Source organism: Pseudohalioglobus lutimaris, from assembly GCF_002866825.1.
In the GTDB taxonomy this organism is placed as follows: Bacteria; Pseudomonadota; Gammaproteobacteria; order Pseudomonadales; family Halieaceae; genus Halioglobus; species Halioglobus lutimaris.
On sequence record NZ_PKUS01000045.1, the window covers coordinates 1 to 14,454 of the forward strand.

The 14,454-nt window shown below is 55.7% G+C and carries 18 protein-coding genes; 6 read left to right on the forward strand and 12 right to left on the reverse strand.

Annotated features, from left to right (window positions below; genetic code table 11):
• From C0039_RS19655 to moaC, 12 genes are all read right to left on the reverse strand, one after another.
• The coding region (locus C0039_RS19655; RefSeq protein ID WP_101519062.1) for a transporter at positions 1-835 on the reverse strand (835 nt) is incomplete at its 3' end.
• A gap of 42 nt (positions 836-877) precedes the next feature.
• Entirely contained in the window at positions 878-1,330 is a 453-nt protein-coding gene (locus C0039_RS19660; RefSeq protein WP_101519063.1) for a nuclear transport factor 2 family protein, read from the reverse strand.
• A gap of 9 nt (positions 1,331-1,339) precedes the next feature.
• Positions 1,340-2,095, reverse strand: a complete 756-nt coding sequence (locus tag C0039_RS19665) for a glutathione S-transferase family protein (protein WP_101519064.1) — start codon at positions 2,093-2,095, stop codon at positions 1,340-1,342.
• 1 nt (position 2,096) lies between these two features.
• Positions 2,097-2,969: an amidohydrolase family protein gene (locus C0039_RS19670; RefSeq protein ID WP_076001426.1), complete on the reverse strand. Its 873-nt coding sequence runs from the start codon at positions 2,967-2,969 to the stop codon at positions 2,097-2,099.
• 8 nt (positions 2,970-2,977) lie between these two features.
• Positions 2,978-3,409 (reverse strand): HIT family protein, encoded by a 432-nt coding sequence (locus tag C0039_RS19675; RefSeq protein WP_076001427.1) that lies wholly within the window; start codon positions 3,407-3,409, stop codon positions 2,978-2,980.
• A 258-nt stretch (positions 3,410-3,667) separates the two neighbouring features.
• Complete coding sequence (locus tag C0039_RS19680) at positions 3,668-4,759, reverse strand: MBL fold metallo-hydrolase (RefSeq protein WP_101519065.1); 1,092 nt, start codon at positions 4,757-4,759, stop codon at positions 3,668-3,670.
• Positions 4,760-4,762: 3 nt separating this feature from the next.
• Positions 4,763-5,248: a thioredoxin-dependent thiol peroxidase gene (gene bcp, locus C0039_RS19685; protein WP_101519066.1), complete on the reverse strand. Its 486-nt coding sequence runs from the start codon at positions 5,246-5,248 to the stop codon at positions 4,763-4,765.
• Positions 5,249-5,251: 3 nt separating this feature from the next.
• Entirely contained in the window at positions 5,252-5,809 is a 558-nt protein-coding gene (locus tag C0039_RS19690; protein ID WP_076001430.1) for an NUDIX hydrolase, read from the reverse strand.
• Between the two features lie 103 nt (positions 5,810-5,912).
• Positions 5,913-6,383 carry a flavin reductase family protein gene (locus tag C0039_RS19695; RefSeq protein WP_232334806.1) on the reverse strand — a complete coding sequence of 157 codons (471 nt, stop codon included), beginning with the start codon at positions 6,381-6,383 and terminating at the stop codon, positions 5,913-5,915.
• Positions 6,384-6,458: 75 nt separating this feature from the next.
• Entirely contained in the window at positions 6,459-6,935 is a 477-nt protein-coding gene (gene moaE / locus C0039_RS19700) for a molybdopterin synthase catalytic subunit MoaE (protein WP_198171661.1), read from the reverse strand.
• A 1-nt stretch (position 6,936) separates the two neighbouring features.
• Positions 6,937-7,191 (reverse strand): MoaD/ThiS family protein, encoded by a 255-nt coding sequence (locus C0039_RS19705; RefSeq protein WP_101519067.1) that lies wholly within the window; start codon positions 7,189-7,191, stop codon positions 6,937-6,939.
• A gap of 5 nt (positions 7,192-7,196) precedes the next feature.
• Positions 7,197-7,676: a cyclic pyranopterin monophosphate synthase MoaC gene (gene moaC, locus C0039_RS19710; RefSeq protein WP_076001432.1), complete on the reverse strand. Its 480-nt coding sequence runs from the start codon at positions 7,674-7,676 to the stop codon at positions 7,197-7,199.
• A gap of 152 nt (positions 7,677-7,828) precedes the next feature.
• Between moaC and C0039_RS19715 the strand changes: the two genes are divergently transcribed.
• The 6 genes from C0039_RS19715 (at position 7,829) to C0039_RS19755 (ending at position 14,430) form a co-directional block, all read left to right on the forward strand.
• A complete protein-coding gene (locus C0039_RS19715; protein WP_101519068.1) occupies positions 7,829-8,845 on the forward strand; it encodes an LLM class F420-dependent oxidoreductase in 1,017 nt (338 codons plus the stop codon).
• Between the two features lie 135 nt (positions 8,846-8,980).
• Positions 8,981-9,547, forward strand: a complete 567-nt coding sequence (locus C0039_RS19720; protein WP_133126055.1) for a hypothetical protein — start codon at positions 8,981-8,983, stop codon at positions 9,545-9,547.
• Positions 9,548-9,839: 292 nt separating this feature from the next.
• Positions 9,840-12,119 carry an outer membrane protein assembly factor BamB family protein gene (locus tag C0039_RS19730; protein ID WP_101519071.1) on the forward strand — a complete coding sequence of 760 codons (2,280 nt, stop codon included), beginning with the start codon at positions 9,840-9,842 and terminating at the stop codon, positions 12,117-12,119.
• A 304-nt stretch (positions 12,120-12,423) separates the two neighbouring features.
• Positions 12,424-12,729 (forward strand): hypothetical protein, encoded by a 306-nt coding sequence (locus C0039_RS20975; RefSeq protein WP_133126056.1) that lies wholly within the window; start codon positions 12,424-12,426, stop codon positions 12,727-12,729.
• Positions 12,730-13,061: 332 nt separating this feature from the next.
• Positions 13,062-13,832, forward strand: a complete 771-nt coding sequence (locus C0039_RS19750) for an SDR family NAD(P)-dependent oxidoreductase (RefSeq protein WP_101519074.1) — start codon at positions 13,062-13,064, stop codon at positions 13,830-13,832.
• A gap of 268 nt (positions 13,833-14,100) precedes the next feature.
• Positions 14,101-14,430 carry a PNPOx family protein gene (locus C0039_RS19755; RefSeq protein ID WP_101519075.1) on the forward strand — a complete coding sequence of 110 codons (330 nt, stop codon included), beginning with the start codon at positions 14,101-14,103 and terminating at the stop codon, positions 14,428-14,430.
• Positions 14,431-14,454 lie beyond the last annotated feature (24 nt).

Consider the following 14,454-nt stretch of genomic DNA (forward strand, 5'->3'; position numbering starts at 1 on the left):
AGTTGAAGTCATTGCCGATACGCGTCACCACACCCGTGCTGGCGTATAATTTAAGCAGATGCTTTGGCGCCAGTGGACGATTCCATGTTAGTCCCCAGCGCGAATTATCCTGGCGGGTATTCTGCCGTACGCCGTCAACATGCGTGCGCCCGCCGGCAAAGTAATTGGCATCCAGCGACAACCACCCGCGAGAGAGATTATAGATAAGATGCAGACTGGTTGAGTACAGCGGGTCCTGCTCCAGGCGTGTACCACCGAAAAAATCATCGTTAGTCTGAAAATAGGTGACCCCCAACTTGGCCTCCCATTGCCAACTGCGGCCATGGCGATGAGATATTCCCACGACGGGCTTGACTGCCCAGCGGTTGGCGCCTGCGTTGATTAACTGCCGGGATGTATAGTCTCCCCAGGGTGCAGTAACGGCAATACTGGCGCCTACCACAATGTCCTGCTGCCAACCGGCGAACTCCTTCAGCTCCATTGCCGGGGCGCCGGAGAAATTCCACGTCAGCTTGAAACGCGGGTCTGCATATTCACAGCGCCTCCCTTCTGCGAACTCCCCCATGAACACACCCTCGCCCTCGTAACACGCTCGACTCCCCACAATATCGACCTTGGCCGAGTCACCCGCGAGGGCGAAGGTGCGAGAAGCCCCCACGGCGAGAGCGTCTATGGTCAGCTCTGCATCCTGCAAGGGAGACGAACCCGGTGGCGACAGATCGCCATCGGAACGCCCTGCCCCGACAACCAGGAATGTCTCGTTTATCGGGATGTTATTGAAACTGCGTGGCTCCAACTCCTGGGCCTGGCTCCCGGCACAGACTGTGGCAGTCATTACACACATGGCTATCCATGTCCGACATCGCAGGGCCATGACTTACAGATCCATAAAGTCCGGGGTATTGAACACCCAACTCTTCTCTTCTTCACGTCGGCTGATGCGCCAGCCATTCTCCGTACGTTTATACTCGTCCACGTACCAAAGACCGATAAAATACACCTGGCTACTGCCGTCGGGCATAGACATATGCATGGGGTTGAAGCACATTACCCGGCCGCTGGCACTGTCGCCGTCCAGCGTGACCTGCACGTTGGCGTTCAAGTGCTGACTCGCCGGAAACAACTCGTCTGTCAATGCTGCCTTGAGAAACTTCAGGGTCTCCTCCAGATCCCCGACACTCCCGCCCATGGCGCTGTAATCAATATGTGCATCGGCGGTAAATACTGTGTCACGCAAGGCATCAAAGCGCTTGCCGTCAATCAGTTCCGCGTAGCGATACACCAGGTCCTGAATTTCGAACCGGTCGGAAATTTCCTGCTGTGAAAGCATGCTTTTCTCCTAGAAGTCGAGTGGCAATGCGATATGCCGTTGGTACATGAGATCCCGATGCGCCTCCAGGCGCGGTGTCAAACACGCCTGCAACGCCGGGTCATTAACGGTGTACAGCGCGCGCAACCAATCTGGCATGGGGTTGTCTTCTGGCGGCAGTGGCTTGATCATGCCGGCGAAGTTTGCGCTGTAAAAGTCGACGGCACCGGGTGCATCGCCAACAAAATAGTCGCCCGCCTGCGCGGCCAGGTACTGGTCCAGATAAGCGCAAATTTCAGCTATTCTGCGCGGTGCATCGGCCGCTGCCTGTTCCGAATAGCCGTACCGATGCGCGAGGCGAATCGTCAGCTCAGGAACAGAGTCCAGATTCATCATCGGCTGAATCATCAACAGTCGACGCTGCCAGCCCAGGCCATCAGCGCCGGCGATCAGCGCACAGAGCCCCGTTGCCAGGGCACGTTCTGCGGGCGCCGCAGGCAACAGCGCAGGCTCGGGCTGAAGGCGGTCCGCCAGGTTAAGCAGATCCAGCCAGTGACAGGCCGGCGGCAGGTCGTCTGCCACCAACACCGGCGCCGAACTCTGGCCCGTCCATTGCTGCAGCGCGGCATTCTCTCCGCCACCATCCTGGTGCACGGCCGTATAGTCCATGCCCTTGTATGCCAGCATGGATTTGGTCGCCTCACCCCAGGGGCCGGGGACACCGGCGGACAAAACCAGCCGCAGCCCGGGCAGTTCGATGGCTTCTTCCACAGAGATATACTGCATATTACTCATCCAGTTTAAATACGCGCAGGGCATTCTCGCGCAGGAACTTTGGCCAGACCTCATCACGCAGGGGAACATCGGGCATCTCGGCAAATATGCGATCCAGAGACAAGCCCATGGGGAAATACCCGGCGTACATCACCTGATCCGAGCCACGCGTATTGGCGAACTCGATGATGTCCTGCGGATAGCGTCGCGGTGTGAACGCACTGGTCATGTAGTGCAGATTCGGGTACTTGAGCATCAGTTTCCAGGCCATTTCCGTCCATGGCTCACAGCCGTGCCGGGTGACCACACGTAATTCAGGGAAAAACCACAGCACTTCATCCAGCAGTTCGACTTTCTGCGGCCCGGCAGGCACCCGTGGACCCGGGACGCCCATGCAGGGGCAAAAAGGGATATCCAGTTCCACCAGCTTGCCATAGATGGGATACCACTTCTTGTCGTTAACCGGTACCGGCGGGGAAATCATCGCTGGCGAAGCGGTCACAGCCTTGATATCAAACTCTTCCTTCATCGCAACAATGGTGCGCACCTCATCCATGCCATTGTTGGCGTTGGCCTCATAGCAGGCAAAAAAGCGATCGGGGTGACGGCGCACGGCTTCGGCATTAAGTTCGGAGAACTTGCCAACGCCTACCATGGCACGCTCTATATTGTGCTTGTCCATCTGCTCCAGGGTGTACGCGATGTAGTCATCCTGCTTCCCTGTTTGCGGTATATCCTTGAACATATACTGCGCAGGCATATTGAACATGTCATGGCTTTCCTTATCCATGAGCATGGGTTTGATCCATTCATAAAACTGGCTGCTGTCTTCTCCAGGCACTGCGAGCATGAGATCGATGACGGCAACATCGGTGGGCATTGGCATAAGGTGACCTAATCGTCGGTGCGCAGGGAATATGCGCGTTTGCTGAGTCGGGCAGCCATTGCCTCCAGTTCCGCTGGAGCTCCGCGCGCCCGCGAGTGGATGTGCAGTTCCTGGCCGACCATTCTGGGGATAACGTGCATGTGGTAGTGAAATACTGTCTGGCCTGCAGCCGCACCATTGAGTTGGTAGATACCGACGCCGTCGCACTGCAGCTCCTCGCGCAGGGTATGTGCGATCAGCGTTGAAACATGACCCACCATCGCAATCTCTTCAGGTGTAGAATCGAATATGTCGGTGAAGTGGGCCTTGGTGACAATGAGGCAGTGGCCAGGCGTAGACGGAAAAGCGTCGAGAAAGGTTCGCGTGTAACGTGTTTCATGGACGGGATGACACTGCGCCTTGCCGGCGATTATCTGGCAGAAAATGCAATCATCACTCATTGGTTCTGCTACCCCTGGTCTGTCTCAGTCCCCGGTCACCCCGAGGGCGATGTGCGTGGATGTGCATGGACGTGGTACCGCCAATAACCCTGGAGTGTAGCCAGCTGCTCATTACCAACATCCTCGCGCTGATTACGGTTTATGTCAAAAGCGTCAACATTTTTCAACACCGACTGGCCCCAACTGACGGCACCATAGCACACCCGGAAATTCTTTATTTTTAACTTTAGTTATAAGCTGCAACCTATTGATATATATCTAAACCTGAATAGGCTCTACATCATCAGCGCTGTGACTTCGCTTGCGTAACCGCAGCGGCAGGGTGTCGTCAACCGAGCGGTAGCGAAAGCAGCCATCTGCGTCCACACTGCGCTCAAGTTGCCCACGCTGAAACAGGTAGTTCAGGTGGGCAACGCATTCCCCCACCGCCAGGCCAATATGCTGGTCGTCCAACTCACGCTTGAACAAAACCGGCAGTAGCTCTACCGCCGTCGCCTGCCGGTCTACACATGCTTCTTCCAGCGCGATCAAATGATCCTCATGGTGCTCGATCAGGTAACGCAGGCGGTAATGCAGGCCGTGAAAGGGCGTATTGTGCGCCGGCAGTACCAGTGCATCGGCCGGCAGCACCTCCAGGAAACGCTCCAGGGAGGCCAGCCAGGCTTTCAGTGGATTGCCCTCTGGCTCATGACCGGAAACGCTGATATTGGAGGTGATACGGGGGATGACCTGGTCGCCGGATATCAGCACATTCAAGGACTCACAGAACAGACAGGCGTGCTCCGGCGAGTGCCCGTTGCCAACGACGATACGCCAGTGCTTGCCGTTAATGGTCAGCCTCGTCCCCTCCTCTATGCGTCGAAAAGAAGTGGGCAGAGGATGGGTAATACGGCGCATACCACCCATGCTCTTGCGCGAGGAATCTACCCCCTTCTGCCCTCTGCCGCAGCGGAGTTGGTGCAATTCGTTGGTCCAGCCAAAATGCTCGCTCTCAGCCCTGGAAAAAACCAGGCCGGTGAGGTACTCACCCTCGGAGATGTAAAACGGCACTCGCCAGCGATCGCATATCCAGCCCGCAAGCCCGGTGTGGTCAGGGTGCCAATGCGTGGCGACTACCGCCTTGATCGGCTTACCCTTCAGGTGCTGGTCAAAAATCTGCTCCCAGAGATCCCGGGTCGGCCCCACGTCCATGCCGGAGTCAATGACCCACCAGCCATCCTCGTCTTCCAGCAGGTAGAGATTGATGTGATCCAGCGCCATAGGCAGCGGCATGCGCAGCCAGTAAACGCCTTCCGCAACCTGCTGCAGTTCGCCGGGCAACGGCAGCTCAGCAAAGGGATATGTCAGCATTGATCAGGACTTGCCCAGGCCCAGTTCCTTGACGAAGGCGATCACATCGTCATGATGGGTTTTGGTCTTGACCTTGTCCATCACATGCTTGAGCCGGCCATCCTTGCCGATGATGAACGTCGTTCGCAGCACTCCCATAAACTCGCGGCCCATAAACTTCTTCAGCCCCCAGGCACCATACTTTTCGGTGATGGCATGGTCTTCATCAGACAGCAAAGTGAAGTTCAGGTCCTGCTTGTCGATAAACCGGCCCAGCCTGGCAACCGGATCGGGACTGACACCCAGCACAACCGTATCCAGCGCCGCCAACTGCTTCTTGCTGTCACGAATACCACATGCCTGGACGGTGCAGCCCGGGGTCATCGCCTTGGGGTAAAAATAGAGCACCACGTTCTGCTCGCCACGAAACTGCTTGAGACTGACCTTGCTACCGTCCTGGTCCTGTAAGGTAAAGGCTGGCGCCATGTTGCCAATCTTGGGAAATGCCATGATTTAGTCCTTGTCTCTGTGTTTACGATGACGGTATTCAATAGAGGAAACCCTCACTGGATAATGCCCGCTTTTTACGTCTTCAAAATATTCCTGCAGAGTCTCTCTGACGACTGGAAAGGCAATTTCGTCCCAGGGAATCTGGCTCTCCTGGTAAAGTCCCGTCTCGAGACTCTCTGGCCCCACCCCGAATTGGCCATTCTCGACTTCGCAGCGGTAGAACATATACACCTGGCTGATATAGGGCACATCGAAAATGCGGTAGAGTTCAAGCCCGCGAACCCTGGCCCTGGCCTCTTCCCAGGTCTCACGCGCAGCACCCTGAGGGGTCGTTTCACCGTTTTCCATAAATCCGGCGGGTAATGTCCAGTAGCCCAGCCGTGGCTCAATGGCACGCTTGCACAGCAACACCCGGTCACCGTACATGGGGAGGCAGCCCACGATCACTCGCGGGTTGACGTAATGAACAATCTCGCATTCGGTACAGACGAAGCGCTCGCGATCGTCCCCATGCGGAACCTTTAGCGCCACGGCGTTACCGCAACTGGTACAAAACTTCATTCAGGGAGTACCCTCGTCCCGTAGGCTGTCGCTTTGAAAAGCGTCAGTATAAAGGGATTCCGGCAGAACGGCGACAACCCGGGCTCATCCGCCCGCATCAAGCCTAGCGCAGTTCGCAATAAGCACCGGCGTGAAAGAGCAGGGGTTTGCCGGTCGGGCGGGATAACATGCCCAGAACACGCCCGATGATGATCAGGTGGTCACCCCCCTGGTGCGTGGATTCAAGCTGGCACTCAAACGTCACCAACGCATTGCGGATAACCGGGGAACCATGGCGACCGAGGCAATAATGCCCCGGGCTCAACTGGTGATCCCCTTTCCTGGCGTAATCGTTGGAAAGCTCCACCTGCTCTGAGGCCAGCACATTGATGGCAAAGCGGCGAGCAGTGGCGAAGGTATCGTAGATTTCGGAGTTGTTCTGCAAAGACCAGAGTACCAGTGGCGGATCGAGGGACACTGAGGAAAAGGAATTGGCGGTCATACCTACCGCTTTACCCTGCTTGTCTATCGTACTGATGACGCAGACACCCGTCGCAAAACGTCCCAGGGCATTACGCAATTCACGTCCATCCATATTCATCTTCTCCTCGAGGTGCTCAAAGGCAGGCATTTGACATCAGGGACCTGCTCGCGGCATCCCCTGTTTCGGTTATTGTTGTTGCGACTGTTGCCAGCGCTTCGCTCGTAAGGTGTCGCTTTCCCGCGCGTCTACCCAGCTGGCGCCCTGCGAGCCGGTTTCTTTTTTCCAGAACGGTGCCCGGGTCTTAAGATAATCCATGATAAATTCACAGGCGGCAAAGGCCGCCTCACGGTGGCTGGCGCTGACCCCTACCCATACGATCTGTTCACCGGCGGTTAATACGCCTACCCTGTGCACCACGCGAGCCCTGCAGACCGGCCAGCGCTGCGCGCTCTCTTCGAGTATCGCTTCGATGGAGCTCTCGGTCATCCCCGGATAGTGTTCCAATTCCAGCCGGTAACCATCGGCGGGCTCGCTATTGCAGCGCACGTACCCGGTAAACGTCGCTATCGCGCCTTCATCATGCTCACCGGACAACAGCGAGGATTGCAGTTTTGCCACATCGAAGTCGTCCTGCTGAACATCCACACGCAGCGCCGTTGTCATCCTAACCTCCGGTTACCGGCGGGAAAAATGCGACTTCATCCCCATCGACCAATGGCACGTTGACTGACACAACGGCATGGTTTACCGCTCGGATCAGGTTGTCCTGGCCCAGCACCGTCTGCCAGCGATCTCCGTGCATTGTTTCCAGGTGTTTTTGTAAGGCGTCCAGGTCGTCACAACCGGGGCCTGGGGCGACCGTTAATTGAGCACAATCGAGTTCTTCGCGAATACGACCAAAAAATAATACGTTTAACATAGCGCCTACTTTGCCTGCATCCAGTGACCGGACTTTCCGCCTTGTTTTTCAACCAGGCAGACATCTGTGATATGCATTCCGCGGTCTACTGCCTTGCACATGTCGTAGATAGTCAGGGCAGCGATAGAAACGGCGGTCAGTGCTTCCATTTCCACGCCTGTCTGCCCGGATACCTTGCAGCGCGCGCTGATTTCCACCCTGGGTTCGGTCTCATCAAATTCGAAGTCCACGGTTACCGAAGTCAGCATCATCGGATGGCAAAGTGGAATGAGGTCTGAGCACCTCTTTGCCGCCTGGATGCCAGCTATTCTGGCCACGGCAATAACATCGCCTTTTTTATGGCCGCCCTCGCGTAGCAAGCGCAGCGTCTCTGCGTCCATCGTTACCGCCCCACGGGCCACCGCCACACGCTCAGTGACGGCCTTGGCGCCAACGTCGACCATACGCGCACTGCCGGTTTCATCAAGGTGGGTGAGTTCTGACATGGTTGGTCTCGCGATCGTTGCAGCCGGCAGAGTCTATCCAATGGCGCTGGCGAATTAAAGTGCTGATCACTGTGGACATACAAATTGGCCAATGGGCACTTTTCCCGCGCCTCCTATCTCGCTTAGAGTAGAGACCTGAAAGGAGACCACCCATGGCCAAACTCAAACTCGGATTACAGCTGGGCTACTGGGGTGCACTATGCCCCGGGGAAAACCACACTCTTCTCGCACAGGAAGCAGAGAACCTCGGCTATGATTCGGTCTGGACGGCCGAGTCATGGGGTAACGACTGCTTCACACCGCTGGCATGGATAGGCGCCCAGACCTCATCTATTCGCCTGGGCACATCTGTGGCGCAACTCTCAGCGCGTACGCCAACGGCCTGCGCCATGGCCACGCTCGCCCTGGATGCGCTCTCTGGCGGGCGCATGGTGCTGGGACTGGGCGTATCCGGGCCGCAAGTTGTGGAAGGATGGTACGGACAGCCCTACAGCAAGCCGGTTACGCGTACCCGCGAATACGTGTCGATCGTGCGTCAGGTGCTGGCACGTAATGCCCCTGTCACTAACGACGGCGAGTTCTATCCCCTGCCCTACAACGGTCCCGGGTCCTGGGGGATGGGCAAGCCGCTGAAACCCATTACCCACCCGCTGCGCGCCGATGTGCCGATTTTCATCGGCGCGGAAGGCCCGAAAAACGTCACACAAACAGCAGAAATCGCTGATGGTTGGTTGCCGCTGTACTACTCACCCTATCGGCAGGAGGTCTATGCGGACCAGATAGCCGGCGCCAGGGAGGGCTTTGAGATCTGCCCCACGGTAATGGTTAACATCAACGACGACCTTGAGGCCGCACTCTATCCGGTCAAGGCCATGTTGGGTTTTTACATCGGCGGCATGGGCTCCGCCAAACGCAATTTCCACAAGGAACTCATGGCGAGGATGGGCTTCCCGGACGAAGCGGAGCAGATCCAGTCGCTGTTCTTCCAGGGTAAGCGCGATGAGGCGATCGCCGCAGTGCCCGACGCATTTGCAGACGAGATTTCCCTTTGCGGACCGCGCGACAGGGTCAGGGAGAAAATACAGGACTGGGAAAACTCGCCGGTGACCAGTTTACTGGTCAATGGTGATGAGGATTTCCTGAGGGACCTGGCTGAACTGGTGCTGTGACCGCCGAGTGTCACCGTACGCATGCCAGCGCAAAGGTCGGCAGCAGAGCGGCTCTGACACGCACTCCGGGCGCTGGCTTCGCGTATCCATATAGCTGCACAGCGAGCTGCAGCTTCTGGGGAGAGCGACATTAGCATGGCTACATGTATTTACAGAGAACGCGTACAGCCCCCCGGCAAACTGCTCTTTGGCGTTGCTTGCGTCGCAGGCATCGTGGTGTGCGTATCACTGCATTCGGCAATCATGTGGTACCTGGCTCCCCTACCCCCAGCTATTGCTCTAACAATCGGCTTTCTGGCCATTGCCGTATCTGGCTATATCATCGGTAAGCTTACCTACGGCGCACGGATAAAGGTGACTACCGGTGGAGGCATTGGCTATGAACAGGGTGTCGTACTCAGTACGCTGGGCACAAGCCACAGCGGTCGTTTGTACATCCCGGCTAGCGATATAACAAACATTGAAGACTACACCTTTGCCCAGCAGTCATTATTGCAGTCCGTTTTCCGCCCCTTCGCACTGCAGGAGCAATTGAAAGGATACGTTGTGAAACTGGCAGGATACCAGGGTGAAGGCCTTCGGATTACCTATACCCATCCTCCTCTATACGACAGCGGCCGAAGAGAGTCCCACCTCTACCTCCCCACCACGAACCCCGAGACGCTTAAACTGATTCTCTCGCGCGAGAACCCGGGTTCCTAACATGGCTTTCGATCGTAAAAACGTAAACCGAGAGATAATTGCAGATTACAGGGATACGGGTCGATACGTTAGAAATGGCTGGACTAAATGACCACTTACCGGGGCATGACCCTGGTGTACTGCGCAGCCCCGGTTCCAGCGGTGCGGTGGTAAAATTCACGCTGCTGAGTATGAACCTTATAGCCCAGCCTGTGATCGTAAGGTGGATAGACAGAACGGCGGTGTGGCACTTCGCCATAGCGCATTGTGCATCCAGTGCAGTTCTTTTTTATTACCCCACCACGGAGTATTTGTGACGATTCAAGTACACCCACTCGGCCCGCTTGCGGGTCATACGCGCTTCATGGCATACCGGGCCGCAGCGATTGTAGTCATGGCGTACCTGCTCTCAGCCTGCGCTGACAATTCTGATAGCGTGCAATTACCGCCCGGGCCGGAGACACCCATTGAGTTCGCCTTGCAGGTCACGTTTCCTCTCGCCGGCTCATTTACCGGTGGTGTCGATCAACTGAGTGTGAGCGGTACGCTTGAGGATATCGCAGGTGGCGACATACAGGCCGACGATATTGCCGCCTTTGAGGTCAACGGTGTGACACCCGTGCTCGACCTGCCAGCCGGACGCTGGAATGCCGTGATTCCGGCCCAACAGGGCGGGTTCGACATAACGGCGGTGGTCGAAAGCCTCAGCGGGCGGCAGGACAGTGACAACCTCCGTGTCGTCAACAAGGCCGAGCCGCTGGATTACGATATGATCAATGTCACTGAGGACGGTAATACGCTGTACGTGATGGACAGGGATTATGGCGGAACACTGCGCCGGATCGAACTCGCCACCCTGGGCGAAACGCAGGTTATTACCGACCCTGACGCTGAGGACAGCATCTGGGCCTTTACCGGCATACGAACCGACGCAGCAGCGCATACCGCCTACCTGTTTGGACAGACCGGCGAGGCATTCACAGGTCCTGCGCAGGCTTTCTCCGTCGACCTGGCTGAGGGGCGTGCTCAGGCACGCGGAAACCTGCCTCTGGCAAGGGGGCAGTTCGAGGAATACCCGGATTTTGATCTGGATGAGCAGGGCCAGCGCATTGTTTTCAGCTTCCGTGGAGATCTCGAGAATGAATTTGGCGATGAGTGTCGCCTGGTTACCCTTGATCTGGTCAGTGGTGAAACCAACACGCTGTTATCAGAGTACTCGCTGACTGGCTCACCCGGGGAATTTGTCGCATCGCTCTGTCCTGGTGCGGTGGTCGCCGATGCAGCGAATAACCGCGCGATTGTGGCGGCGGAGTTTCGTGACCAGCGACTGGTCGAAAAATCCGATTTCAACGGCATCTATGCCTACGACCTGCAAACCGGCGAACGCTCCACGATCGCTGACGACATACGAGGCAGTGGACCGCCGCTGGCCGAACCCAGCCGGCTGTTCAGCACCCGTGCCAACAACCACGTTCTTGCCCTGGATCCCTCCGGCATTCTGGAAGTCAACACGGTAACAGGAGACCGCACTATGCGCCTGGCAGACCCCCTCCTGCCGCCAGACGTGACCGACATGACGTATGACGAAACCAACGACCGGCTGTTGCTGGCCAGCAACAACAATACGATCTCCGCGCTAAGCCTTGAGACCGGCGAACTGGCAGAATTACTGCGTTTTAGTCGAGCTGTCGGTACCGGTCCAGACATTGGCTACCCGGCCGTGTCGGTAATGGACCACACCAATCAGCGCCTGCTGGTTCTGGAGTCAAGGCAAAACGTGCTGATAGAGATTGATCTCAATACGCTGGAGCGCAAGGTCCTCGCAGCGGATCTTGGCGTAAACGACTCATTTCGAATGGAAATCAGCGCCGCCACCCTCAATGAGAATGGCTCAAGACTCTACTACGCCATCGACAAAACGTTCATCAGGCAAACGCCCAGAAGTGACATCAATGTGGTCAATCTGCAAACCGGGCAGGTCGAACGGGTTTCTTCCAACAATTTGACTTCGGGCCCCGAGCTGAAGCGCACTCGCAGCATCAGCCTGGATGCGGCCCGGGAACTGTTGTACCTGACCGGTGACTATTACAGGCCTGCCAGGCCGGGAGTGCTGTCTGTCGATATTGCCACCGGCACGCGCAATTTACTGTCGTCAAATACGCAGGGACCTGATCAGGTTGGGAAGGCGTTTTCGGCGCATCTGTACGACAGCACAGAGGACAGGCTGATAGCCGTGACGCGTGAAGGTGCGATTACCGCCATCAATCTTGTAAACGGCTCTAGGCAGACTCTGGTGCCGCTATCACCGGGACAAAAGGCTTTGTTTAGAAATTTTATATCCTGGGATTCCGAGGCCAACTCGGTGTTGGTATTGGGTCATTATTCTGAGTCTTACCGGACGGATCTTATGTCCATAAACCTGCTCAACGGAGAACGGCAGGTAGTCAGGGAAGAGGTCTACAATTTTGCATTCGACAAAAGTCGTTCACTGTTTTTTACCCTTCGCGAAAACCGCAATGCACGCCCGACACAAAAAGTTGTCGCTCTAGACCGCTACAGCGCTGGCGAAGCGGTTGTGGCGCATCCTGAATAGATTTTCCGTAAGAGTCTCTATGGTCAAAGTGGGGCACAAGCCGCCATGCTCTCAAGGTGAGGAATCATGCATGTATACGGGCCCCACTGACGGTGCTCTGGAGCGCCTGCTACTGGCCCCGAACCTTGCGTTCGACGTTTCCGCGGAGCTGACAATCTGCGCAGCGGTGCCGCGCGCCGAGATCAGGAGAATGCAGTCAAATCGTAAAGAAAGTTTACATGCGACACTAGGATTATTTGTACTATACTCTCGTGCGGTACTATTCGCTTATTAACGATAACTCTCTAATAGAAGGAAGCTTACCATGGCAGCAAAAAAGAACAGCGTTTCTCAGATCAAGAAGGACGCTAACAAACTGCTTGCGGATGCAGAGAAAAGTATTCAGAAGCAAGCCAGTGACACGCTGAAAAGCATCCGCAAGATGATTCTGTCACTTGCCGAGCAAACCGAGCAGCTCGAGAAGAAATTGGAAGGCAAGAAAAAAACTGCCGCCAAGAAAAAGGCGCCCGCAAAGAAAAAGAAGGCTGCTGCTAAAAAAGCCCCGGCCAAGAAGAAGAAAGTGGCTGCAAAAAAAGCGCCTGCAAAGAAAAAGCGGGCTGCCAAGAAATAAAAGCCCACCGTCTTTCACGACAGAAAGCGCGTATCGGCCTTCAGCAGTCCTTGAGTTGTACTCCTCGACTGCTGCACATAGCCTTCGGTGGCCAGATACAGTAGATGGCCCCATTGCTGTACCCGGGGCCGATTGCCACATAAGAAGGCAGAAACCGCACCCGGAGCGGACACCCCGCAGCCAGTCCCGATAAAGCCGTTTTCGCCTGTTTCGTGCCGTTTCGTATAGGCAGTTGTTAACCTCCGCTTTCCGGAAACAGCGCTGTCACTCTCAGGGATCATAATGATTCCTGGCGTTTTCATCATGAGCCAGATTGTTTCAGAGGAAAAGATATGAGCGTCCGATACCCTTTTCAGAAAGCCTTGATCACTGGCGCGGGGCGTGGCATTGGTGCCGCCCTTTGCCGCGAACTGGCTGGGCGGTCAGTGCAGTTAATCGCCATAAATCGTTCTCGCCAGCCTCTGGATGATCTAGTGAAGGTTATCGGCGAAGACGCCGTTACACCATACTTTGCTGATGTGACAGAGTTTGAAAACCTGGAAACTTGTCTACGGGAAATCCTACAACAGCATCCGGATATAGATCTGGTAGTGCTCAACGCAGGTTTGGATATTCCTCAGCGCATCGAAAATTTTGACTGGCGCCTCGCCCGGGACCAGATTGACACCAACCTCACTTCCAACTATGTATTTGCCTCGGCGGTTATTCCCCATTTCCTCTCCAGGGGTCGCGGCAGAATGGCAGTGGTGTCCAGCCTTGGCTCGTATGCTGGCTGCCCCTTCGAGCACGCTTACAATGCCAGTAAGGCCGGCGCACGGATGATGGTCGATGGTCTGCGGGCCGAGCTTGTGGAGTCAGCAGTGGGGATCACCGGTATCTATCCCGGATTTATCGGCACAGACATGATCAAGGGAAACGCCTTTGACGTGCCCAACGCAATGCCCGTGGAAGAGGCCGCGTATATCATCGCCGAGGGTCTGGCGGAAGAAAAAGAAGAGATCATGTTTCCGGAAGAAACAGCGAGCATGGTGGCTCAGGTGAGGAACCTGCCAGTAGCCGAGCGCATTGCCGCCGTTCGGTCACTTATGCAAGAGAACCCATAGAAGCTTCAGCCACAGCAAAGGTACTTCCTGCGCTTCTGGAAGCAATTCTTCCGCTCAACGTCTCCGCGGAGTTGACGAATTGCGCAACGGTGGCCGAATTTTCGTCTCGGCAAGAATAAACACTCCTCGCCCAAACTCCGCAGACCAGCCGTCTATGATAAATTTACAGCTCTGGCCAGGTCCCAATTCTCAGTCGGCATATGTGATATTCTGTTTACGACCTGCCCTGCACTGACCGATTAATCCAGATTTGTATTGGAGTTTTAAGGTGCTAAAGAAGATCGGCGAACCAGTTCCCCCGAAAGGGATAAAGCTCAAGCTGTTTCGTGCTCCCATTTACCTCTACCACTTAAAGCTGGGTTTTTTGCTCGGAGAAAGATTTATTCATTTACAGCACTGGGGGCGAGTGTCTGGTGAGCTAAAAGAAACTGTCATTGAAGTCATTGACCAGGATAAGGCCAACGGAAGAATATACTCCGCCTCCGGGTTTGGTGAAAAATCTCAATGGTTCAAGAATATTTCAAAGAACAGCGAGGTACTCATCACACTAAAAAACGCAGGCTCTTCATCATTAACGGGGGACACCGGCATTCATTAAACTGAATTTGCGAAGTTCGTTTAA

Excerpts from the sequence above, each read along its gene's own strand:
- C0039_RS19660 (WP_101519063.1), bottom strand. The coding sequence starts at position 1,330 with ATGCTTTCACAGCAGGAAATTTCCGACCGGTTCGAAATTCAGGACCTG.
- C0039_RS19665 (WP_101519064.1), bottom strand. The coding sequence starts at position 2,095 with ATGCAGTATATCTCTGTGGAAGAAGCCATCGAACTGCCCGGGCTGCGG.
- C0039_RS19670 (WP_076001426.1), bottom strand. The coding sequence starts at position 2,969 with ATGCCAATGCCCACCGATGTTGCCGTCATCGATCTCATGCTCGCAGTG.
- C0039_RS19675 (WP_076001427.1), bottom strand. The coding sequence starts at position 3,409 with ATGAGTGATGATTGCATTTTCTGCCAGATAATCGCCGGCAAGGCGCAG.
- C0039_RS19680 (WP_101519065.1), bottom strand. The coding sequence starts at position 4,759 with ATGCTGACATATCCCTTTGCTGAGCTGCCGTTGCCCGGCGAACTGCAG.
- bcp (WP_101519066.1), bottom strand. The coding sequence starts at position 5,248 with ATGGCATTTCCCAAGATTGGCAACATGGCGCCAGCCTTTACCTTACAG.
- C0039_RS19690 (WP_076001430.1), bottom strand. The coding sequence starts at position 5,809 with ATGAAGTTTTGTACCAGTTGCGGTAACGCCGTGGCGCTAAAGGTTCCG.
- C0039_RS19695 (WP_232334806.1), bottom strand. The coding sequence starts at position 6,383 with ATGGATGGACGTGAATTGCGTAATGCCCTGGGACGTTTTGCGACGGGT.
- moaE (WP_198171661.1), bottom strand. The coding sequence starts at position 6,935 with ATGACAACGGCGCTGCGTGTGGATGTTCAGCAGGACGACTTCGATGTG.
- C0039_RS19705 (WP_101519067.1), bottom strand. The coding sequence starts at position 7,191 with ATGTTAAACGTATTATTTTTTGGTCGTATTCGCGAAGAACTCGATTGT.
- moaC (WP_076001432.1), bottom strand. The coding sequence starts at position 7,676 with ATGTCAGAACTCACCCACCTTGATGAAACCGGCAGTGCGCGTATGGTC.
- C0039_RS19715 (WP_101519068.1), top strand. The coding sequence starts at position 7,829 with ATGGCCAAACTCAAACTCGGATTACAGCTGGGCTACTGGGGTGCACTA.
- C0039_RS19720 (WP_133126055.1), top strand. The coding sequence starts at position 8,981 with ATGGCTACATGTATTTACAGAGAACGCGTACAGCCCCCCGGCAAACTG.
- C0039_RS20975 (WP_133126056.1), top strand. The coding sequence starts at position 12,424 with ATGGCAGCAAAAAAGAACAGCGTTTCTCAGATCAAGAAGGACGCTAAC.
- C0039_RS19750 (WP_101519074.1), top strand. The coding sequence starts at position 13,062 with ATGAGCGTCCGATACCCTTTTCAGAAAGCCTTGATCACTGGCGCGGGG.